The sequence below is a fragment of the Synechococcus sp. MU1642 genome (assembly GCF_020514115.1).
In the GTDB taxonomy this organism is placed as follows: domain Bacteria; phylum Cyanobacteriota; class Cyanobacteriia; order PCC-6307; family Cyanobiaceae; genus Parasynechococcus.
Window position 1 is genome coordinate 64,663 of the sequence record NZ_VTKZ01000001.1, and the last position, 20,345, is coordinate 85,007.

Consider the following 20,345-nt stretch of genomic DNA (forward strand, 5'->3'; position numbering starts at 1 on the left):
GCATGTATGCCGTGTTCACCAGTGGTGTGGCGTTGTGGTCGTTGTAAGCGATGAGCCCTCAGGCCATCAGCGACGGGCCGGGATCGGATAGGGAATGCGGCGGTGGCGCATCCGCCGCCACACCTGCACGAAGGCACGAATCACCAGTTCCACTTCGCTGCGGTTGAGGCTGCTTTTGCGCAGTTGTCCATCCCGCTGCCGCGCTTCCACGATCCGCCTCACCGTGTCCACTGCCTGGGCATCGCAGGTGTCGGGAGGGAGGGATCGCAACGCCGCCTCACAGCCATCCGCCAGCATCAAGATCGCTGTTTCTTTGGTTTGGGGTTCCGGGCCCCTGTAACGGAAGCGGCGCTCCTCAACCACTCCGCCTCGTTCCTGGGCCTTGTGCAGGAAGTAGCCCATCTTCAAGGTGCCCTGGTGCTCAGGGATGAAATCGGCGATGGGCCGGGGTAGGCGGTGACGCCGCGCCAGCTTCAACCCCTCATCCACATGGGCTTGAAGCACCGCTGCACTTGCCTGGGGGTCATCCAGCGCGTCGTGGGGATTAGGGCCGTCCTTCTGATTTTCGATGAACCAGTCCGGAGCATGCAGTTTGCCCACATCGTGATAAAGCGACCCGGTCCGGATCAGATCCACATCCGCGCCAATCGCCCGCGCCCCCTCCTCCGCCAGGCCGCAGATCATCAGGGTGTGCTCAAAGGTTCCCGGGGCTTCGCATGAGAGGCGGCGCAACAGAGGCCGTTCCTGATCCGCCAGCTCCAGCAGCCGTGCCCGGGTGAGCAGGCCAAAGGATCCTTCCAGCATCGGGATCAGCAGCAGGCTGAACATCAGGACAACCCCCAGCAGCAAGGCATCGGTGGCCAGTTCATCCAGGCTTGGATTCAGGCTTCCCCAGAGCCGCAGGCCGGTGAAGGGTTGAAGCTGCAGCAGCAGCCACTGGCCCACAAGGGCGCCGATCGGCAGGAGCACCGTCAGTTGCAGCAGCTGGCCGCGGCTGCGTTGACGGCCCGCGATCAAGGCCCCAGCGGCGGCTACGCTTGCTGCCACCAGCAGGCGACCATCCCCCAGTCCCTGCACGGGTTCTGGCCAGAGCAGAGCGGCCACACCCATCCAGACCAACCCGCAACCGGTGCCCAGTCCCTCCGCCAGCAGCAGGCTGGGCGGCACAAGGATGGCCAGAGGGCTCACGGTTCCTTTGAACCAAAGTTTCGCTCCCTGCACCAGCAGCAGCAGGCCCACCGCCAGCAGGGCGTGGCGCACTTCCAGGCCAGGCCGTTCGCGCCGCATCACCAACAGCATCACTGCGCAGGCTGCAGCGGCTTCAACAAACCGTTGGAACCAGATCAACGGTTGGGGTTCGCGACGCACGCGGCCGAAATAATCCAGCACGTCGTAGGCCTGGGGGCTGATCGGCTCGCCCTTGCGGGTGATGAGATCCCCCTTGCGCACCTCGATGGTGGGGATGGCCTGTTTGGTCAGCTGTTCTTCGATCAGCTGTTTGCTCAGGTTTGGGTCGGTGCGCAGGTTGCTGCTGCCGCGCAGGGCGCTGATTAGCACCTTGCCGGCCAGGGAGCTCGCTGCCGGTGGCTGCAGGGCAACCGGCTTAAGTTGAAGGTTGGCCGCCTGGCGTAATTGCTCAACGGCCAAATTGCTAACCAGCCCTTGGCTGAGCATGCGATGAGCGGTGCTGCGCACCGCCTCATCCCAGACCAGATGTTCCCGTTCGCTGCGTCGTTCCAGCCATTTCTTCTCCGGCTCAGACAGGTTCACCGGCCCGATCCGGGCCCCAGATCCAGTTTTGGTGACCTCCTGCAGCTGCAGCAGTTGTTGTTCGAGCCGTTGTTTGAGTGCTTGGGTCTGCTCCTGATCGATGACCTGCACCACCGATCGCGCCACCAAAGAGGCCCGCTGCTGCTCGAGGGCGGTGCTGTCCCGCACCAGTGCATCTTTCGGAGCGATGGCTTCAAACGGGGCCAGCGATCCGGGTTGGACTTTCGGCTTGATCAGCCAGGGCAGGCTTGAGGCTACGGCCACAGAAAGGCATAGCAACAAAACAACGAGGGTCTGCAGTCGCGTCCAGCGCAGCAGGCGACCCCCTGGGCCTTCGAGCCGCACCCAGTTCCGCCAAAGGCTGCTCAGCCGAGGAACGCGAACCAAAAAGGACCCTGTAGCAACCTAACGCTAGCTCTCTCTAGAGGGCATGCTGGACGGAGTGCACGTGGATGCCATGGCCCTGCGTTTGGACGGCAAGGTGCTGGCAAGGGATGTGGAGCATCGTCTTCAAACCCTGATCGAACGGCGTCTGGCCGAGACGGGGCGACCGCCGGGCTTGGCGGTGCTGAGGGTTGGTGATGATCCCGCCAGCGCCGTCTATGTGGCCAACAAGGAAAAGGCCTGTGCTCGGATCGGGGTGGCCAGCTTTGGCGATCACCTCCCCGCCGACACGCCTCCAGCGCAGGTGCTTCAAACGATTGAACGGTTGAACGCCAACCCGGAAGTAGACGGGATCCTTCTGCAGCTTCCCCTTCCGGCCAGCCTCGATGAGGGGCCGCTGCTGATGGCCATCGATCCTGAAAAGGATGCCGATGGCCTGCACACCCTCAATCTCGGACGGCTGCTCAAGGGGGAACCGGGCCCGCGCAGCTGCACCCCCGCAGGGGTGATGGCGATGCTGCGCAGCAATGGCATCGATCCAGCGGGCAAGCGCGCTGTGGTGATCGGCCGCAGCATCCTTGTGGGGCAGCCAATGGCCTTGATGCTGCAGGCCGCCAACGCCACCGTCACCATTGCTCACTCCCGCACGGCCGATCTGGTAGCCCACACTCGCGAAGCCGACATTCTTGTGGTGGCAGCCGGCCGTCCTGAGTTCATCGGGGCCGAGCATGTGCGGCCGGGAGCGGCGGTGGTGGATGTCGGCATACACCGCAAGCCGGAAGGTGGATTGTGCGGTGATGTTCGAGCGGCTGAAATCGAGTCGATCGCTTCTGCGCTGTCGCCTGTCCCTGGCGGTGTGGGACCGATGACGGTGACGATGCTTCTGGTAAACACCGTTGTGGCTTGGTGCAGACGCCACAACCTTGGCCATGATTTAGACGATCTCGTGCCCTGATCGGTTCCATGTCGCTGCACTGGCTGTTCCCCACCCCCGTTCTGCAGGTGGATCTCGAGCCGCATGCCGCCATGGCAGCAGCCATGCAGCAGCAGCTAGAGCAGTGCGATGCCCGGGTGTATCTGCACCCCGAGTGCAGCGATCGCAACAACCTCACTGGGGATCTGTTGCGCCATGCCGGCCTGGATCAGTTGCATCGCATGGATGCGCTCCTGTGGCTGAACGTGTAGTTGGGCGAGCAGGTGTCGGCCTATCTCCGTTCGCTGTTAGGCCCGGATCACGGTCTTGTGGCCAATATCCCAAAAGCCTGGCCCGTGGTGTGTGCGAGGAATGGCGGAACGGTGGATCTCCACAACCACCGCAATGCCCAGTTGAGCGAAGTGTTTTAAGTGTTGACGGATCCGGCCAACGAGAGCGGGGAGCTGGAATTTGAGGCGCCCGATGATTACTTCAGCCATGTGATGGCGATTCCATACCGCGACGCGGCTGTCTCCGGTGGTGTGTTCGCGCCGATGCCCCACAGTCTTTTGATGTTCCCCTCGGACCTGCGCTATCGGGTGCTCCCTTACGAGGGAAGCGGCCCTCGCTATTCGGTTTCTTACGACCTGGCCATCACCACGGCGCCAGGCAAGGGACGCGAGATGCGAACACCCCATCCGATGGATGGGTCCCTCTCGGCTGGTAAGGGCTCGGCCTGAGAGAATCCCGCCAGCCAGGGTCCACCCATGAGCGCCGAGTTCGATTTCAAGGCCTATCTCGGCAAGGCCAAAGAGCAGGTGGAAGCGGCCCTCGATGGATCGCTTGGTCCTGAGCGGCCGGAGTCCCTCAGGGAAGCGATGCGCTATTCCCTGCTTGCCGGTGGCAAGCGTCTGCGCCCGATTCTCTGCCTTGCCGCCTGCGAGCTGGCGGGCGGGGAGGCGACGCAGGCCCTGCCCACAGCCGTGGCGCTGGAAATGATCCACACCATGTCGTTGATTCACGACGACCTGCCGGCCATGGATGACGACGACCTGCGCCGTGGTCGTCCCACCAACCACATGGTGTACGGCGAAGCGGTCGCCATCCTTGCGGGTGATGCCCTGCTGACCCGCGCCTTTGAAATGGTGGCGCTGCGCAGTCCGGATGTGCCGGCTGAGCGCCTGCTCAAGGTGGTGGGAGAACTGTCGTTGGTGGCCGGGGCTCCTGGCCTGGTAGGCGGCCAGGTGGTGGATCTGGAAAGCGAGGGCAAGGAGGTGGATCTTGAAACCCTCGAGTACATCCATCTCCACAAAACCGGAGCCCTTTTGAGCGCTTGTGTGATCACTGGGGCGTTGATCGGCGGCGCCGATGAGGCGCTGATCAACGCCCTTCGCATCTACGCAAGGGGGATCGGCCTCGCCTTCCAGATCATCGATGACATCCTCGACATCACGGCGAGCAGCGAGGTGCTCGGTAAAACCGCCGGCAAGGACCTCATCGCTGATAAGACCACATATCCCAAGCTCCTGGGGCTCGACGAGTCCCGCCGCCGCGCTGATGCGCTGGTGAACGAAGCGAAAGAGTCTCTTCAACCCTGGGCCGAGAAGGCCATTCCCCTGCTGGCGTTGGCCGACTTCATCACCAGCCGCGACCGATGATCGACGCCACGCCTTCCCATGCGGTCTTGCGGGAGTTCTTCGACAACAGTTCGCTCACTTGGGGCTTGATGGCCTGTGGCGTTGCCCAGCTGTCGAAGCTGTTCCTTGAGTTGCTCCTGCATCGCCGTTGGCGTCCGTCGGTGCTGATCGAAACCGGCGGCATGCCGTCGAGCCATTCCGCCTTGGTCACAGGCACGGCAGCTTGTGTGGGCTGGACCCTGGGTTTTGATCACCCCCTCTTCGCCCTTGCGGCGATGGTGGCGTTCGTTGTCATGTACGACGCAAGTGGCATTCGGCGTAATGCCGGGCTGACGGCGGAACGGGTGAATGGTTTGCCTGATTTGCTCTGGCCGGACGCTCCGGAGAAACCCCTCAAGGAAAGCCTGGGCCACAGCCGGCTGCAGGTGCTGGTGGGCAGCCTGATGGGTCCTGCCATTGCTCTGCCTGGCTTGGAGTTTGTGGGATCACCGCTGCATCTGCTGTCGGGTCTTGGAGCTGGGCTGGGGTGACCGCCGCCGCGGACCTCACCGCTGATCAGCAGGCCGCGGCGGATGCCTTTGCGGCCTGGCTCAAGCAGCCCGTGGATGGCACTCCCTTCGTGCTCAGTGGTTTTGCTGGCAGCGGCAAGACATTTCTTTCCATGCGCCTGCTGCGTCAGGTGGAAGCCAGCGGTTTGTGTTGGACCGTCGTTGCCCCAACCCACAAAGCGGTGGGCGTCTTGAGCCAGGCCTTGGAGTTGGAGGGGCTCCAACCCACCTGGTATCCCTCCACCATCCATCGCTTGTTGCGGCTGAAGCTCAAGCGCTCTGCCGACGCTGAACTCTGCGAACCCACCGAGCAGACGGCCATGGCCCTGGAGAACCTGGGCCTTGTGCTGATTGACGAAGCCTCGATGGTGGACAGCACCCTGTTGGGCATCGCCCTCCAGTGCGCCCATCCGTTCAAGACCCGTCTGGTGTTTGTAGGCGACCCAGCCCAGTTGCCACCGGTGGGCGAGCAGAACAGTCCCGTGTTTGCGATGCAACGGTCCTGTTCTGCCACCTTGACCCAAGTGGTGCGGCATCAAGGCCCGGTGCTGCGGCTGGCGGTGGGTCTACGGGAGGGGCGCCTGCCCTGCCAGATGCCACCGCTGCTGCCGCCGATTCGTTCTCTGCAGGGGCAGGTGCGCAGCCTGGTGCAACGGGAGTGGCTTGATCAGGCCCGACGTGCCTTGCGGGACGCCTCGGTGCAAGACAACCCCGATGCTGCACGCATCCTCTGCTACACGAACCGCACCCTGGATCGTTTGGTGCCCCATGCCCGCCGCGCGATCCATGGGGAAATGGCGGATCAGATGCCAGTGCTGCCCGGTGAGGTGTTGATCACTCGAACCGCGGTGATGGCCCCGGCCTCAAGGGATGGAGAAGAGGCTGGAGAAGAACCCGACATGGTGCTTGGCTCCAACCGTGAAGTGACGGTGCGGGACGTTAAGCCGGAGGCCTGTGACCTGGCGGATTTCGGCCTGTCCTCCGCCGACGGACCTGTGCCGGTAATCGAGACCCTCTCCGCAACGGTGAATGCGGGGGATCTGGAGCTCACCCTCCGCTTGCAGCCGCCGATTGGCAGCTCTGGTCGTCAGGAGCTCGATGCGGTGATGCAGCGGCTGCGCAAGCAGGCCCGTGATGCCGGCAAGAAAAACGGTCGCGCGATCTGGCGGCAGTACTTCCTGATTCGTGATGCCTTCGCTTCCCTTGGGCCGGCGGCGGTGCTCACGGTGCACCGCAGTCAGGGCAGCAGTTTCGGGGATGTCTTTGTGGCGCCGGATGTGTTCCGGGCCGACCCAGCCATTCGCCAGCAGCTCTGTTATGTCGCAGTGTCCCGAGCCCGCACGGGGGTTTGGTTGCTTGGAGGGGAGACTTCGCCTGATCTGCGCGCTGCCTGGCAGCGTGAATTTGATAACACTACGGACCCAGTATGAATAAGGAGAGCATCAGGCCGCTGATCCCCTGCCAGCCCCGATAAGTCCCAAGCCCGAAACTTAGGCTGCCCACCACCAGTTCTCCCCGGCGCAGCAGGGCAGTTTTGCCGCGTTGGAGCAGAGGAAGAATCCCCTGGCGTCCGATTACCCCCCCAGAAACGGAACCAGCAGCAGGGCAGTGGCGGCGATGCTGAAGCCGATGCTGAAGGCAATCTCCTCCTGCAGGGGCAATTGCGCGGTCGGGATCACGGCGGCGCTTTTGGCGAACAACAACAGGTCGTCGGGACTGATCACTTCAGTGACGCTGCTGATCAGCAACAGCAAGGGAAGCGGCATCGCGGTGAAACGATCCACAGCACCGCTCCAGGCGGGGGCTGCTCCGTCATCCAGCACCCCTTGGATCAGTTCCGCCCGCCCAGCGCGATTAACGCTCCGCCGCCGATCAGATCCAGGCCGGTGCGGTGGTCGGATGCATGGGTCATGTCCAGCAGCAGTCCGTTGCCCAGCTGCAGTAGCCCGATCACCGCAAGGGCGCTGGTCAGCAGCCAGCCGCCTACAAACAAGCCCCCGCGCAGCAGCGGCGAGCCCTCCAGCAACATAACGATGTGGATGGGCGACAGCGCCACGCCAAGCCCGTAGGTCAGCAGTACTGTCCAGATTCGGGGTCCCGCTATCGGCCTTTAGAGGCTCAGGATCAGGGCCGCCAGGCCAATGCTTACCCCCAAACTCACAACACCGAGAAGGGCTCTCCAGAAGGCTTTGTCTTTGGTGTCGAGGAAGTTGCTCAAGGAACGCCAGGGGCTTCAGTCGTCAGTTTTGCCATCCGGCAGCAGGTAAAGAAAGGTGCGACAGATCGGGCGGTGCAGCGACCCCAGCGCTTTGTTGTAATTCATGCCGGGCACAACGCTGTAACGGCGCCCCAGCACCAGCGCATCCTCCAGATCGGCCTCGCAGCTGCTGATGTCAGTCTGGACAGGCCGCGCCAGCGTTGACACTGGTGCAGCTGCGGGAATCAGGGCTGAAAACTTTCCTTCCCCGTGCTGCCAGCTCTGACAGGCGTCGAGGGCCTCTGCCGCGGAATCGAACACCTTCTTGCTGGTTTCCCGTCGCGTACTCATGGCCTCCATGCCAAGCAGGGGCAGCGCGGTGATCAAAAGGACAAATCCGAAGCCAAGCATGCGACTGGCGCGAAGGTCTTGTTTGAGCCGTAGCGAGATAGGCGGAGCGCGGAACCCTCCTTCTCAATCTTTTCGCCTGAGTTTCTCAGTAGCGCACTTCGAACCAATCGTCGCCCGTAACTGGGAGCTGGCTGGGTGTCACCCGAAGCACCCTTGCACCCGGCGGCCCGACTTCACACCAGGCCCGTAGTTCAGACAAGGCCAGCGGTGGCCCTTCGGCTTGAACTTCCACACGGCCATCACTGAGGTTGCGCACCCAACCGCTGATGCCGAGATCCAGGGCGCGCCGATTGCAGCTGGCGCGGAACCCCACCCGTTGAACGCGGCCTTCGATCATCCAGCGCCAGCGTTCGGCGAAGGGTTGGATTCGCGGGGGTTGCTGGCGGCTGACGAAGCGCTTGCCGATCGCTTCTCCCCGGCTTCGAGCGCGGCGCGCCATCGGGAGCAGATCGTCGTAGAGCTTGCCCAGTGCAGGTGAACCCAGCTCGCGTGAACTGTCTGATCGACCCATCCTTCCGAATGTCGATGGACTTTCCATCCCTCAATGTCCCACAGCACTGACCTGTCGGAGGACGGCCGTTTGGTGTGCAGTTCCCAGCGGTGAAATTCGTGACCCACCAGCTGCTGACCGCTCTGCACAACAGGGCTGTCCCGACGTGCCTGCAGGCGGCGATAGCCCACCTGCAGCGGGCCGCGCTGGGCCGTGAAGGGAAGCAGGCCCGCCATGCGATGGCTTGTGCCATCGAGGTCGGTCAGCTGGTCTCCAAGTACAAGCATCCCGCCGCATTCGGCGTAGATCGGTCGCTGCTGCACGAAGGCCCGTAGCGAGCTCAAACTTCGCTCACAGCCGCTGAGCTGGGCGGCGTGCTGTTCGGGGAAACCGCCCGGCAGGATCAGTCCCTTGGCTTCTGAAGGGATGGCCTCATCTGCCAGGGGGCTCCAGCGGAGCACGGGCATGCCCATGTGATCCAGCAGTTCGCTGGTTTCCAGGTAGCGGAAGTGAAAGGCGGCATCACTGGCTAGTGCCACTGGCAGGGGCTGTCCCTGTTCCATGGGGATGTTGGCCAGGGGCTGCGGCCCGGGGCGGGGTGCCTGCAGCAGGGGTTCCAGGCGTTCCAGGTTCAGGTGCTGTCTGGCCAGAGCGGCCCATGCCTGGCGTCGCTGCTCGGGGGCCTCCAATTCATGGGCCGGGGCCAACCCGAGATGACGGCCCGGCAGGGCCAGGGCTTCGCTGCGCGGCAGGCAGCCCAGCAATGGCACCCCCATGCGATCCAGCACCTCGGCCAGCAGCTCCCGGTGCCTGGGGCTGCTGACTTTGTTGAGCACCACACCGGCGATGTGCAGCTGGGGATCGTGATCGCGGAATCCGCGCACGATGGCACCGAGGGAGGCGGCCTGACCACAGGCATCCAGCACCAGCACCACTGGCAGTTCCAGCAGGCGGGCCACGTCGGCGGTGCTTCCGGTTGTACTGCTGCCGATGCCATCGAAGAGCCCCATCACCCCTTCCACGAGGGTCAGCTCAGAGGCACCTCCGTAACCGTGAAACGCCTGGCGAACCCAGGTTTCCCCGCAGAGATTGAGATCGAGGTTGCGACAGGCCTGACCTGAGGCCTGGCTGAGCAGCTGGGCATCGAGATAGTCCGGTCCCACCTTGAAAGCTTGAATCCGGCGTCCGTTCTGCTGGGCCCAGCTCAACAGCGCCAGGCTCAACAGGGTTTTGCCGCTGCCACTGGCTGGTGCAGCGATAACAGCGGCCATGGCTCAGACGCGGATCAGCCCAGCAGCCTGGCAGCCAGTGGAGCTGCAGCGGCCAACAAGGGGTTGGTGCTGTCGTGACCGCCGCCCAGCAAGCGGGCTACATCCATTTCAGGGGTGTCGTGCTGGACGGGAACCACTTCCTCATGCAGATCGAGGTTGGCCATGCCTCCCCCCTCTAAACGCATGCAGCCCCCCGATTCAGCGCAGAGAATCACGCACACGCCTTGCTTGTTTTCCGGTTCGGCAATGAGTCGAAGCCCCACCATCTGGCCGGCATGCACGTTGGGCTGCCCCGTCGACACAGCCATCAGTTGGAAGGTCACCTCCGTTCCATCGGAGCGCTTGAACTGGGCGGTGGTGCCGTCCTCGATCGTGTCGGTCGAGAGCAGCGTCCAGCCCAGTCGATCGGCGATCCAGGCGGCCAGCAGCAGTCCCTGGGCGGGGTGATGGCCCTCAACATCGATGTCGACACGGGTGATGTGGCTTAAGGCATCGCGCCGTTGCGGCGGGTCGAACACCATGGCGAGGGTCTCGCGCCAGCTGCGCAGGCGCAGCCAGTTGAGATCGTTCACCGCCTGGCCGCTCACCACGCAGCTGCTCAGCAGCTCAAGGCACTGATGCGGATCCCCCAAAGCGGTGTCGATGATCAGGCGCCGTGGTGCACTGTTGAGCCGTTGCATCAGCTCCGGCGCTTCGTCGATGCAGCCGTTCCACCAGACCCAGGCCGGCATCGATTCCGGCAGCAGGGGGTCGAGAATCGAAAGGCCCTCACGCAGGGCACCATGGCCGCCCCGCAGAACCACAACATCGCCGCAGGCGGTGGTACCCCCCCCCTCCTCAGGCAGCGGGCAGTATGCGGCCACAAGTGTTTCTAGGGGCTGCGCCGCATCGATGGTTGGTGCCAGGGTGATCAGGCGCCGGGGCATCAGTGCACTCAGGGCCGGATCGATGTATTGCCCACGCAGGTCTTCTGCGCTCGCCTGCCCCTCAAAATCAGCCACCGCCTTCACCACGGCCCCATCCAGCGGCGGCGTGCTACGCGGGAGGTCGCCATCCAACACCGCTTGGCGGCCCGCAGCGATCAAGGAGGCGGATTGCTGTCCGGTGACGGGCCCAGGCAGGCGACCACTTCGGATCAATTGCTGCTCCGCCCAGGCGGGTTGCCAGATCAGCAGGCAGAAGGTGTTCGCCCCGGTGCCCGTGCTGCCCTGTTGCTCAGGGGACCAGAGTTGTTCGAGGTAGTGGGGCACCTCCGCAGGTGCCAGTTCCAGCGGGGTTTGCAGGGTGAGCTGAGGGGACATGGTGACGGATGAACGAGACGTGGAGATCTGAGAAACAGGGCTGTGAACGCGCGCTGTCAGGGGCGTCGCCAGAGCAGTCCGTCTTTCGCCAGCAAGGCATCCGCGGCGGCAGGTCCCCAGGTGCGGGATTCGTAGGGATGAACCGGCAGCTGCCAGGGGCTGTCTTCAATCAGTTCCAGCAGCGGGGTGTAGAGCCGCCACGCCGCCTCCACCTCATCACTGCGGGTGAACAGGGTGGGGTCGCTGAGCATGGCGTCAGCCAAGAGCCGCACATAGCCCTCATCGGACGGTTCCCCGAAGGATTCGTCGTAGGAGAACTCCATGTCGATGGGGCGGCTCCGCATACCAGAACCGGGTGATTTCACCTCGAATCGGAATTCAGCCCCCTCATCCGGCTGGATGCGCAGGATCAGCTGATTGGCGGTAGGGCCACCTGTTGCTGCATCAAAGAGATGCACCGGTGCTTCTCGGAAGGTGAGCACCACCTCACTTGTTCGCTTGGCCAGCCGTTTGCCGGTGCGTACATAGAACGGAACCCCCTGCCAGCGCCAGTTGTCGATGAATAGCTTCATCGCTACGTAAGTCTCGGTGGTGCTGTTGGGATCCACACCGGGTTCATGGCGGTAACCGGCAAGGGGCGATTCCGCGGAACCACCGGGTCCGTACTGGCCACGGATGCAGCAGTTCCACGGTTCTAGCTCATCGGCCAGGCGAGCAGCTTGGAGCACCTTGGCTTTTTCGTTGCGGATCGCTTCCGGATCAAAGCGTCCTGGTGGTTCCATGGCGGTGATCGCCAGCATCTGGGTCAGGTGGTTCTGCACCATGTCTCGCAGGGCACCGGCCGACTCGTAGTACCCGGCGCGCTCCTCCACTCCAACGGTTTCAGCGGCGGTGATCTGAACACTGGAGATGTAATTGCGATTCCAGATCGGCTCGAAGATCGTGTTGGCAAAGCGCAGAACCATGATGTTCTGAACCGTTTCCTTGCCCAGGTAATGGTCGATGCGAAAGATCTGGTTCTCCTGACCGCAGGCCTGGACCACCTGATTGAGGGCCTGGGCACTGCCGTAGTCGCGACCGAACGGCTTTTCGATCACCACCCGGCTGCGTTTGGGGTCCTTCAACAGGCCAGCTTCGGCGAGTGAACGGCAGCCACTGCCATAGAACTTGGGGGAGACGGAGAGATAAAAAGTGCGGTTGCCGCGGGTGGCGCACTGTTGATCGATTTTTTCTAGCCGTGTGCCCAGCCGCACCACATCTTTAGATTGTTGAAGGTCGACCGGCTCGTAGAAGAGTTTTCCGACGAACTGCTCCCAGGCCTGGGGATCGTCCTGAATCGTGCTGGCGAGTGCCTCCGCCATCTTTCCGCGGAACTCTTCGTCACTCCACGGCCGTCGCGCACAGCCCAGCAGGGCGAACTCACTGGGCAGACGCCGTTGCTTGAACAGCTCAAATAGGGCTGGCACCAGCTTGCGGTGGGTCAGATCACCGCTGGCACCGAAGATCACCAGACACTGCGGTGCGATCACCCGCTCCTGACGCAGTCCAACCCTGAGGGGGTTCGTCATCGTGGCAACCATGGAACTTCCAGGCTTCTGAGATTGGTTTAGGCACGGAACCGGCAACAGACATGGACTTGCCTCTTTGTTTCCGTGTTGGTGTCAGCTTTTGTTGCCAACCCAAAAAAAAAGTCCACCCCGGGGGGTGGACTGAAAACGATCGGTGGCTGATCGATCAATAGGTCTCCACGTGCCAGCGGTCGGCCTTCTTGAGCTGAGGGCGCAGTTCGGCCCAGTCCAGACCCTTGGCGGCCGCGGCGGCGGTCATGGCCTCATCGATGCCTGGCTCCATGCCACGCAGACCACACATGTATACATGGGTCTTGGGGTCTTCGATCATCGCGAAGATCTCTTCGGCGTGTTCCAGAACGCGGTCCTGGATGTACATCCGGCCGCCTTTGGTGTTCTGCTGTTCCCGGCTGATCGCCTTGGTGTAGCGGAAGTTGTCGGGATACTCCTTTTCGTAGTGGAGGAAGTCTTCGTCGTACAGGAGGTTGGCGGTTTTGGGTGCGCCCATGAACAACCAAGCTTTGCCGCGGAATTTCCAGCCGTTGGTCTCCTGTTCGCGGGGTTCGAACATGCGGCGAAGGTAGGTGCGCATTGGAGCGATGCCGGTGCCGGTCGCCAGCATGATGATGTTGGCGTCCTCATCGTCAGGAAGAAGCATCTCTTTGCCAACTGGACCGGTGATCTTCACCTTGGTGCCTGGTTCGATGTCGCAGAGATAGGTAGAGCAGACGCCGTAGATCTGTTCACCGGCCTCATTCTTATATTCGAGCTGGCGAACACAGAGGGAGACAGTATTTCCCTCCAGGTTGTCGCCGTGGCGGGTGCTGGCGATGGAATACAGGCGCAGTTTGTGGGGTTTGCCGTTGGCGTCTTCACCTTCGGGAATGATGCCGATGCTCTGCCCTTCGATGTACTTCAGCTGGGGGTCACCACCGGCGAGGTCAAACGTGATGTGCTGAACACGACCGATCGCACCGTCTTGAAGCAGGGAATAGTTCTCGGTGACCGTCCCCATGAAGGGGGTTTTGGGCTTGTAAATGTTGACCGGAACGTCGGCGTGGGGCTTTTTCTTCGGGGCGCTTGACGTCACGGCTTTCTTGGCGGGTTTTTTGGCGGGTTTTTTGGCAGGTGCCGGGGTGGTGGCAACGGGAGAGGCTTGTAGCTCTACTTCCACACCATTCACAGACAAGATTTTGGCGCCAGAGGCACCCAATCGTTTGAAAAGTGCGGAAAACTGGTTCATCCCAACGGTGTAGGTCTGAACCACAGACGGTTGTGAGCCGACATGGGGACCACTTGCCACGACAGTGAACAGAGCCTCATTGCAGTGCTCTGTCGCTGCATTGGACACCCGCATTGAAATCACCTGCTTTTGGTGGCGCGACTATAGGCGTGGCCTTTGATTTCACACAAAAAGGTTGCTGTTCGGAACAGAATCTGATGTGATCCAGGGAACCTCCTTAAGATCCTCAGGTTCGGCCTCTCATCTCGGCGTCTCTTTTGGTTTTCCCCCAGACAATGTTTGGACCAGGGCTGCAAACCTCCGCAGATTCAGGGACTGCGATTGAGCAGACCATGGAGCGGCTGCCTCAGGGGACGCGGCGTTTGGCAGCTGAACTCAAATCTCCTCTGCCCGTTCAACTGCTCTGGGACGTGCTGACCGATTACGAGAACCTGTCTCGGTTCATCCCTAACCTCAGCAGCAGCGAGCTGATCCAACGCCAGGGTCAGACGGTGCGGCTTCAACAGGTGGGCAGTCAGCAGCTTCTTGGGCTTCGATTCTCGGCCCAGGTTCAGTTGGAGCTGACGGAATTCCGGCAGGACGGACTGCTGCAATTCCGCATGGTGAAAGGTGATTTCCGACGCTTTGAAGGCTCGTGGCAGATCCGTCAACGTCCCGACGGCTGCTCACTGCTTTATGAGCTGACGGTTCAAGGCTGCCTTGGAATGCCGATCGGTCTGATCGAAGAGAGGCTGCGGGACGATCTCTCCAGCAACCTCAACGCCGTGGTACAAGAAGCACATCGCAGAAACAACTGAAATACATATTTGATAGCGCTTCAATTCTCGACCCAAGTTTGATGGGAACTGATCGAGATGCGAGGGCGTGGCCTTTGCCCCCGCAACATCAAGAAACCGGTGCCTGGACAGCACCTGATAACAATTGAACTTTTAGAAGATTCACCACCAAAACAAGCTTGGTGATGAAGTCATACCCCCAAGGGGATTCGAACCCCTGTCGCCTCCGTGAAAGGGAGGTGTCCTAGGCCTCTAGACGATGGGGGCGAGGCCGTAATCAGTGAGCAGTCTGTGCTTCTGATCACTTGTGAACACTAGGGCTTGGTCTGACCCTCCGTCAAGACAGCTTGACCCCATTCGACACCTTGTCCTTGCCAGATCGGCACTGTGAAGGTGAAGCAGGCACCCTCGCCAGGGTCCGAAACCACCCAGATCTTGCCGCCGTGCACTTCGACGATGCGGCGACAGACCGACAGCCCCACGCCGTAGCCGGTGGTTTGGTCGGAGGTTTGCGGCAGCCGCACCCGATCCAGAAAAATTCGCTGCTGTTCCGTCTCCGGAATGCCGGGGCCACTGTCACAAACGCTCACCTCCACTCGTTGGCTGGTGCGGTGCAGCATCGTGAGCGAAATGTGCCCGCCATCGTTGGTGTATTTCAGGGCGTTTTCCAGAAGATTCAGCATTACCTGACGCATTCGCCGTTGATCGGCAAAGACCTTGGGCAGGTCAGCCGGAATATCGGTTTTGATCTCAACGTTGCGGCCCAGCCATAATTTTTCAAGCTCGAGAATCACTTCGGCTGAAACGCTGGCCAGGTCAAGCCGCTGTGGGTTGAACAGGGTTTCCCATCGGGTGGTGCCGACTTCCAGCAAATCTTTTGACAGCGCCTCCATCTCTTGAAGGCGACGGGTGATCACATCCTGAAAGCGATCCATGTCGATCTGGCCCAGCTTCTGACTTTGCAGGGCCAACGCCGCTGCCGTGAGTGGTGTGCGCAGTTCATGGGCCACCATGCGCAACAGTCGCTCCTGAGCGCTGACGCGATCGATCAGCGTCTCATTCTCCTGGCGCAGCACCAGCAGCTGATCCTCCAGCTGGAGTTCTTTTTGGGTTCGACTGCCATCGAGTTCGGTCGGCCTGAGGCTAAGGCCAAGGCCGCTCACCACGCCATCCTGTTTCCAGCGGGGCACCCATCCTTTGAGTTGCTGAAGGATGTTGCTTCCGGCGAAAACCTGCTTGGGGTTCGGAGAGAGTTTGATCAGTGCTGGCGTCACCACGAGGCGATGCAGTTCAAGCAGTTCGGGTTGTTGTGCGGGATCGGCAACCTGCAGGGTGACTTCGAAGCCCAAGTCCTCCCTTTCCAGGAACTGCACCAAGGAACGGAGGTCCTGACCCGACAGTTGATGTCGAGCAGCCACCAGCAATAGCTTCAGCGTTTGCCGTGTCTTGGGAGCGTCCTTGACCACGCGGACTGCAAGACAGCAAAAACCGATTCTTACCTTATGGGTTTTTGACTGCACCGCCAGCAGCGCTAAGACGAACAGGAACACTCCGTTGCGTCATTGACGCGGTCCATGTCGCTTTTTTCCGCGCAAAACCGTGCTCCTCTGACCGTCCCCGGCGGAGTGGCTGACCAGCCTTCGATTCAGGTTGATAGCAACCTGCGCCGCTGGTTCAGCCGCAATCTGGGGTTATGGCGTTCCAGGCGGCAATACACCTTCAGTGACGACCAAGTTCTCCACTTGGACATGAACCTGAAGATGGAGGCCTTCGCGCACCCCGAGGTGGGTGAGAGCCGCTATCGCTTCAGCTGGTGGTCTGAACAAGAAGACCAGCATTGCGACGAATTTTTTGCCCGCAAGCCCTGGTTTGAGCGCAGTGGCGTGATGGAAGCCACATTGTGGGGTCATCAACTCCAGAGAAGTCGCGGTTACCTAACGGGAGACCCGGTGCGCACCCGGCTGCGTCAAGTGGATGAGCACGAAACCATCCTCGAATCCCACTATCAGCAGTGGGACATCCTTGAGCACATTCGCCTTGTTGATCAGGACCGCTACCGCTACCGCGCCATCTACAGCTGGGAAAACGGTGATCTCTCGATCGTTGAGCACCATCATGAGATTCGAATGTCCGATCCCCTGCCGCTGATCGAGGACGACTGAACGACGCCGTTGTGCTGATGGCCCAGTTCAACAACCGCGCCTAAGCCTCGGCCTGCTTTGGCATGGGCGGTAGGTTGCAAAAATTGACGCTGTCAGGGACCAAAGGTGATTCGTCGTTCATTTGCTGCAGCAGCTCTTTTGCTGGCAGCCCCCTTGCTATCACCCGCAACGGCTCTGGCTCAGGCCTCCAAGGACAAGCCCTCTCCCGCTACAGCCATAGAGGTCAACACCTACGGAGTGATGTCTATAGCCACCTTTTGTGAGGCAAGGGCTCAAAAGATTGATTTCATCAAGTCTTTGGCCGTGGCTCTCGCTGGTCAGTTGCATGTTATTTACGGCAAGCACGGTGGTTTGCTTCCCGGCAGCAAAGAGCCCTTGCCGGAGAAGCAGTTTCTCAACAACGCAGGATTCATGATTGTTGGAGGAGCGCTAAAATTCTGCCCTAAATCAGTCCCCGCAGCAGAAAAAGCTCGTTTTGAAAAAGCTGCTGCCTCGTTGAAGCCCGGCAAAAAATAATTCTTCTTCAGTCTTCAGTACTTGCAACGTTTGGCCGATTGAGGTCAGGCATTTTTTTTGTTTATATGTTCTGTAGTCTTCTTGTGTTTGAAGGCTGGCCTCCTGGCTGAAGGTTTTCGCTTGAAACGTCTCGGTTTTGGGGCTCGTCCGTCAGGATTATTTCCTGCTCGCGTCGTTAGGCCATGACTGCTGCTGCTTCGATTCGTCTGGTGGATTACACCCCATGGGCGTTTGCGCTCCCCGCCATCACCCTGGACGTGAACATCCAAAGCGACCATGTCGTTGTGACATCCAGGCTCAGCCTTGAGCCGCGCCGGTCCGGAGAGCCCCTTGTGCTGTTCGGTGTCGATCTGGCCATCGAATCCCTGGCGATCGATCAGACGCCTTTGCAGCCTGAGGATTACAGCTTCACCGACGGACGTCTCACCATTCCCGACGTGCCGGGCCAGCCGTTTGTTCTGGAGACCTGTTGCCGTCTGGACCCCTACTCCAACAGTTCGCTCGAAGGCTTGTATGCCAGTGGTGGTCTGCTGAGCACCCAGTGCGAGGCCGAGGGATTCCGGCGCATCAGCCTTCACCCCGATCGTCCGGATGTGCTGAGCCGATGGCAAGTGCGGATTGAGGCCATTCGCAGCAGCTGCCCTGTGCTGCTGAGCAATGGCAATGCGGTTAAGGAGGAATCCTTAGGTGCTGATCGTCATGCAGTCACTTGGGATGACCCCTTCCCCAAGCCTTCCTATTTGTTTGCCCTGGTGGCCGGAGACCTCAGAGAGATTCGTGATCAGTACACAACGGCATCCGGCCGGCAGGTCGCCTTGCGATTGCATGTGGAGGAGGGGGATGAACCCTTCACAGCCCACGCCATGGCCTCGTTAAAGCGATCCATGCAGTGGGATGAATCGGTCTACAACCTTGAATACGACCTTGATGAATACAACATCGTTGCCGTCCGTCACTTCAACATGGGCGCGATGGAGAACAAGAGTCTGAATATTTTCAACTCAAAGCTTGTTCTAGCTGATGCGGAAACAGCCACCGATGCTGAACTTGAACGCATAGAAAGTGTGATCGCCCATGAATACTTTCACAACTGGAGCGGAAATCGCATCACCTGCCGGGATTGGTTCCAGCTTTCGCTCAAAGAAGGCTTGACGGTGTTCCGTGATCAATGCTTCACCGCAGATTTACATTCGGAAGCGGTCAAGCGCATTGAGGATGTTGCGATGTTGCGCAACACCCAATTTCGTGAGGATGCTGGCCCCACGGCGCACCCGGTGAAGCCAGCGGAATACCAGGCGATCGATAACTTCTACACGACAACCATTTATGAAAAAGGTGCGGAGTTGATCCGCATGCTGCGCACCCTGCTTGGACCCGATCGGTTCATGAAGGGAATGGAGGTTTATGTGCAACGTTTCGATGGCACGGCTGCCACGACTGAAGACTTTGTTCAGGCGATCGCTGATGGCGCCACCAGCCAGGGCGAGCCCCTTGGCTTTGATCTGGAACGTTTCAAGCGCTGGTACCACCAGGCAGGGACTCCGGAAATCAGCATTGATCGGCACTGGAACCCCGAATTGGGTCAGCTGACGGTCGACTTGCACCAGGCGACGCCTCCGACGCCTGGGCAAGCGGACAAACAGCCCCTGGTGCTACCGGTTGCCCTGGCCCTGGTGGGTGAGCAAGGCCGTGTTGGTGAGGAGCAGTTATTGGTGATGGAGGCAGAGCGCGCCAGCATCACCCTGCAGGGCCAGCCCGGCGACACCCCCCCTGCCCTTTCGGTGCTGCGTCGCTTCTCGGCGCCGGTCCACGTGCGTCTGGAGCAGCCGCTGGAGGAGTGCCTGCAGCTGTTGGCTTCCGACGATGACTCTTTCTGTCGCTGGGATGCGGCCCAGCGCCTTGCACGCCAGGTGTTGCTGGCGCGAGCTGAAAACCAGCCGAAGCCTGCCGTCGAGGCGGCACTGATTCAGGCCCTTGATCAGCGGATCTGCGCCTACGACGGTGGTGATGGCATGGACCTGGCGGCGCTGCTGGCGCTGCCGGGAATGGCGGAACTGGAGGCATTGCAATCCCCGGTAGATCCGTTGGCACTCGATCAAGCCTTCCGGTCGTGGACTCAGGAGATGGGCGTTCAATTGCAGTCGTCCCTGCGCCGACTCCTGGAGCTGGCCCGAGGTGACTGGACCTTGGCTTGGCCGGCTGGCCAGGGCGGTCGTGCCCTGACGGCCTTGGCCTGGCGCTCGCTTGCCGCGGCGGGAGATGCCACGGTTCAAGCGCAAGCGTTGGCGGCGGTTTCCGGACCCTCGATGACCCTTGCTCGGGGAGCCCTGCGGGCCTTGCTGCCGCAGGAGAGCGCTAAGCGTGAGCAGGCGATGGCGCTGTTCTACGAGCGTTGGCAAGACAAGCCCGTGATCCTTGACGCCTGGTTTGCGATGGAGGCATCAGCCCCCAGGTCCAATGCGTTGGAGCGGGTCCAACAACTTTTGGAGCACCCTCGCTTCGATCCCCTTGCGCCCAATTCCCTTCGCGCTGTTCTCGGTGGATTCACCGCCAATCTGCAGGCATTTCATGCCGCCGATGGCAGTGGTTACCGGTTCATGGCGGAGCAAATCGCAGCGGTCGATTCCCGCAATCCAATCACCGCATCACGGATGGCCAAAGTGTTCAGCCGCTATTGCAGTTACGGCACCGAGCGTCAAACGGTCATGCGTCAGGCCATTGACCAACTGGCCGCCAAGCCCTTGTCGGCGAACACGGCCGAGGTGGTGCAGCTGCTCACGACGTGACCACCACCAGCACGATCACCGCGATCAGAAGGATCACCAGCCAACGTTTTGCGTTGCTGCGCCGGCTGCTGCGCGTTGTGGACCGCCCAGCTCGGCTTCCAGCTGCAAGGCCGCAGTTTTGACAGATCAGCCGACCGGCCATGGATCGGTCGGCACGAAACCGGCGGCTTCCGCAGTTCTGGCAGACGGTGACGGCCAAGGTCCCTCGATCATCGTTTCACCAGCTTGCCTGGAGTTTGTCAGCCAGCCAGCCAGTCACTTCGCCAGCCGTCGCAGCCGGCCTTGGAGTGTTGGCGTTTGGGAATCCGGTAGCTCTCGTTCTGTTAGGCCAAAGCATCACTGGCCGCAATAACTGCTTTGCTGATCACTACT

The 20,345-nt window shown here is 61.1% G+C and carries 22 protein-coding genes and 1 tRNA gene; 11 read left to right on the plus strand and 12 right to left on the minus strand.

The genetic code is table 11. The annotated features are described in order from the left end of the window. Positions 1-66 precede the first annotated feature (66 nt). Positions 67-2,157: an HDIG domain-containing metalloprotein gene (locus FZZ85_RS00350; RefSeq protein WP_226411102.1), complete on the minus strand. Its 2,091-nt coding sequence runs from the start codon at positions 2,155-2,157 to the stop codon at positions 67-69. Positions 2,158-2,227: 70 nt separating this feature from the next. Between FZZ85_RS00350 and folD the strand changes: the two genes are divergently transcribed. The 7 genes from folD to FZZ85_RS00385 are packed head-to-tail and all read left to right on the plus strand — an operon-like array spanning position 2,228 to position 6,682. Beyond that, positions 2,228-3,109 carry a bifunctional methylenetetrahydrofolate dehydrogenase/methenyltetrahydrofolate cyclohydrolase FolD gene (gene folD / locus FZZ85_RS00355; protein ID WP_226411921.1) on the plus strand — a complete coding sequence of 294 codons (882 nt, stop codon included), beginning with the start codon at positions 2,228-2,230 and terminating at the stop codon, positions 3,107-3,109. Positions 3,110-3,117: 8 nt separating this feature from the next. Next, positions 3,118-3,339 carry a hypothetical protein gene (locus FZZ85_RS00360; RefSeq protein WP_226411104.1) on the plus strand — a complete coding sequence of 74 codons (222 nt, stop codon included), beginning with the start codon at positions 3,118-3,120 and terminating at the stop codon, positions 3,337-3,339. Between the two features lie 12 nt (positions 3,340-3,351). After that, positions 3,352-3,498, plus strand: coding sequence for a hypothetical protein (locus tag FZZ85_RS00365; RefSeq protein WP_226411106.1), 147 nt, complete (start codon positions 3,352-3,354; stop codon positions 3,496-3,498). Continuing rightward, positions 3,499-3,807 carry a hypothetical protein gene (locus FZZ85_RS00370; RefSeq protein ID WP_226411108.1) on the plus strand — a complete coding sequence of 103 codons (309 nt, stop codon included), beginning with the start codon at positions 3,499-3,501 and terminating at the stop codon, positions 3,805-3,807. 27 nt (positions 3,808-3,834) lie between these two features. Beyond that, a complete protein-coding gene (crtE, locus tag FZZ85_RS00375; RefSeq protein ID WP_226411110.1) occupies positions 3,835-4,725 on the plus strand; it encodes a geranylgeranyl diphosphate synthase CrtE in 891 nt (296 codons plus the stop codon). Continuing rightward, positions 4,722-5,234 carry a divergent PAP2 family protein gene (locus FZZ85_RS00380; protein WP_226411112.1) on the plus strand — a complete coding sequence of 171 codons (513 nt, stop codon included), beginning with the start codon at positions 4,722-4,724 and terminating at the stop codon, positions 5,232-5,234. The genes crtE and FZZ85_RS00380 overlap by 4 nt, the downstream gene beginning before the upstream one ends. Beyond that, positions 5,231-6,682, plus strand: coding sequence for an AAA family ATPase (locus tag FZZ85_RS00385; protein ID WP_226411114.1), 1,452 nt, complete (start codon positions 5,231-5,233; stop codon positions 6,680-6,682). Before FZZ85_RS00380 ends, FZZ85_RS00385 begins: the two co-directional genes overlap by 4 nt. Before the next feature lie 144 nt (positions 6,683-6,826). Here the strand turns inward: FZZ85_RS00385 and FZZ85_RS12105 are convergent, their stop codons facing one another. The 8 genes from FZZ85_RS12105 to FZZ85_RS00420 all read right to left on the minus strand — a co-directional run bounded on the left by FZZ85_RS12105 (position 6,827) and on the right by FZZ85_RS00420 (position 13,847). After that, the gene (locus FZZ85_RS12105; protein ID WP_370631086.1) at positions 6,827-7,075 is read right to left on the minus strand and encodes a hypothetical protein; all 249 of its coding nucleotides are present in this window, start codon (positions 7,073-7,075) and stop codon (positions 6,827-6,829) included. An 8-nt stretch (positions 7,076-7,083) separates the two neighbouring features. Continuing rightward, positions 7,084-7,308, minus strand: a complete 225-nt coding sequence (locus FZZ85_RS12110) for a GAP family protein (protein WP_370631087.1) — start codon at positions 7,306-7,308, stop codon at positions 7,084-7,086. A gap of 177 nt (positions 7,309-7,485) precedes the next feature. Next, on the minus strand, positions 7,486-7,860 hold the full coding sequence (locus tag FZZ85_RS00395) for a hypothetical protein (RefSeq protein WP_226411116.1): 375 nt from the start codon (positions 7,858-7,860) through the stop codon (positions 7,486-7,488). Positions 7,861-7,945: 85 nt separating this feature from the next. Further along, on the minus strand, positions 7,946-8,266 hold the full coding sequence (locus tag FZZ85_RS00400) for an acylphosphatase (RefSeq protein WP_370631106.1): 321 nt from the start codon (positions 8,264-8,266) through the stop codon (positions 7,946-7,948). Next, positions 8,194-9,621: a cobyrinate a,c-diamide synthase gene (locus FZZ85_RS00405; RefSeq protein ID WP_226411120.1), complete on the minus strand. Its 1,428-nt coding sequence runs from the start codon at positions 9,619-9,621 to the stop codon at positions 8,194-8,196. The genes FZZ85_RS00400 and FZZ85_RS00405 overlap by 73 nt, the downstream gene beginning before the upstream one ends. A 14-nt stretch (positions 9,622-9,635) precedes the next feature. After that, complete coding sequence (locus tag FZZ85_RS00410; RefSeq protein ID WP_226411122.1) at positions 9,636-10,922, minus strand: glucose-6-phosphate dehydrogenase assembly protein OpcA; 1,287 nt, start codon at positions 10,920-10,922, stop codon at positions 9,636-9,638. 56 nt (positions 10,923-10,978) lie between these two features. Next, positions 10,979-12,502, minus strand: a complete 1,524-nt coding sequence (gene zwf, locus FZZ85_RS00415; protein WP_226411124.1) for a glucose-6-phosphate dehydrogenase — start codon at positions 12,500-12,502, stop codon at positions 10,979-10,981. Positions 12,503-12,656: 154 nt separating this feature from the next. Beyond that, positions 12,657-13,847 carry an FAD-binding oxidoreductase gene (locus FZZ85_RS00420; RefSeq protein ID WP_226411126.1) on the minus strand — a complete coding sequence of 397 codons (1,191 nt, stop codon included), beginning with the start codon at positions 13,845-13,847 and terminating at the stop codon, positions 12,657-12,659. A gap of 161 nt (positions 13,848-14,008) precedes the next feature. On the opposite strand from FZZ85_RS00420, the gene FZZ85_RS00425 reads away from it, so the two are divergent. After that, positions 14,009-14,530 carry an SRPBCC family protein gene (locus tag FZZ85_RS00425; protein ID WP_226411128.1) on the plus strand — a complete coding sequence of 174 codons (522 nt, stop codon included), beginning with the start codon at positions 14,009-14,011 and terminating at the stop codon, positions 14,528-14,530. Between the two features lie 173 nt (positions 14,531-14,703). Here the strand turns inward: FZZ85_RS00425 and FZZ85_RS00430 are convergent. Together FZZ85_RS00430 and FZZ85_RS00435 are read right to left on the minus strand one after the other, a co-directional pair. Then, positions 14,704-14,776, minus strand: a tRNA-Glu gene (locus FZZ85_RS00430). 47 nt (positions 14,777-14,823) lie between these two features. Beyond that, complete coding sequence (locus FZZ85_RS00435) at positions 14,824-15,975, minus strand: histidine kinase (protein ID WP_226411130.1); 1,152 nt, start codon at positions 15,973-15,975, stop codon at positions 14,824-14,826. Positions 15,976-16,083: 108 nt separating this feature from the next. Between FZZ85_RS00435 and FZZ85_RS00440 the strand changes: the two genes are divergently transcribed. The 3 genes from FZZ85_RS00440 (at position 16,084) to pepN (ending at position 19,973) form a co-directional block, all read left to right on the plus strand. Then, positions 16,084-16,671: a hypothetical protein gene (locus FZZ85_RS00440; protein WP_226411132.1), complete on the plus strand. Its 588-nt coding sequence runs from the start codon at positions 16,084-16,086 to the stop codon at positions 16,669-16,671. A 105-nt stretch (positions 16,672-16,776) separates the two neighbouring features. After that, the gene (locus FZZ85_RS00445; protein ID WP_226411134.1) at positions 16,777-17,187 is read left to right on the plus strand and encodes a cAMP phosphodiesterase; all 411 of its coding nucleotides are present in this window, start codon (positions 16,777-16,779) and stop codon (positions 17,185-17,187) included. A 182-nt stretch (positions 17,188-17,369) separates the two neighbouring features. After that, entirely contained in the window at positions 17,370-19,973 is a 2,604-nt protein-coding gene (gene pepN / locus FZZ85_RS00450; RefSeq protein ID WP_226411136.1) for an aminopeptidase N, read from the plus strand. Here pepN and FZZ85_RS00455 read toward each other — a convergent pair. Continuing rightward, positions 19,963-20,172, minus strand: coding sequence for a transcriptional regulator (locus FZZ85_RS00455; RefSeq protein ID WP_226411138.1), 210 nt, complete (start codon positions 20,170-20,172; stop codon positions 19,963-19,965). The two genes, pepN and FZZ85_RS00455, sit on opposite strands and share 11 nt — an antisense overlap. Positions 20,173-20,345: the final 173 nt, after the last annotated feature.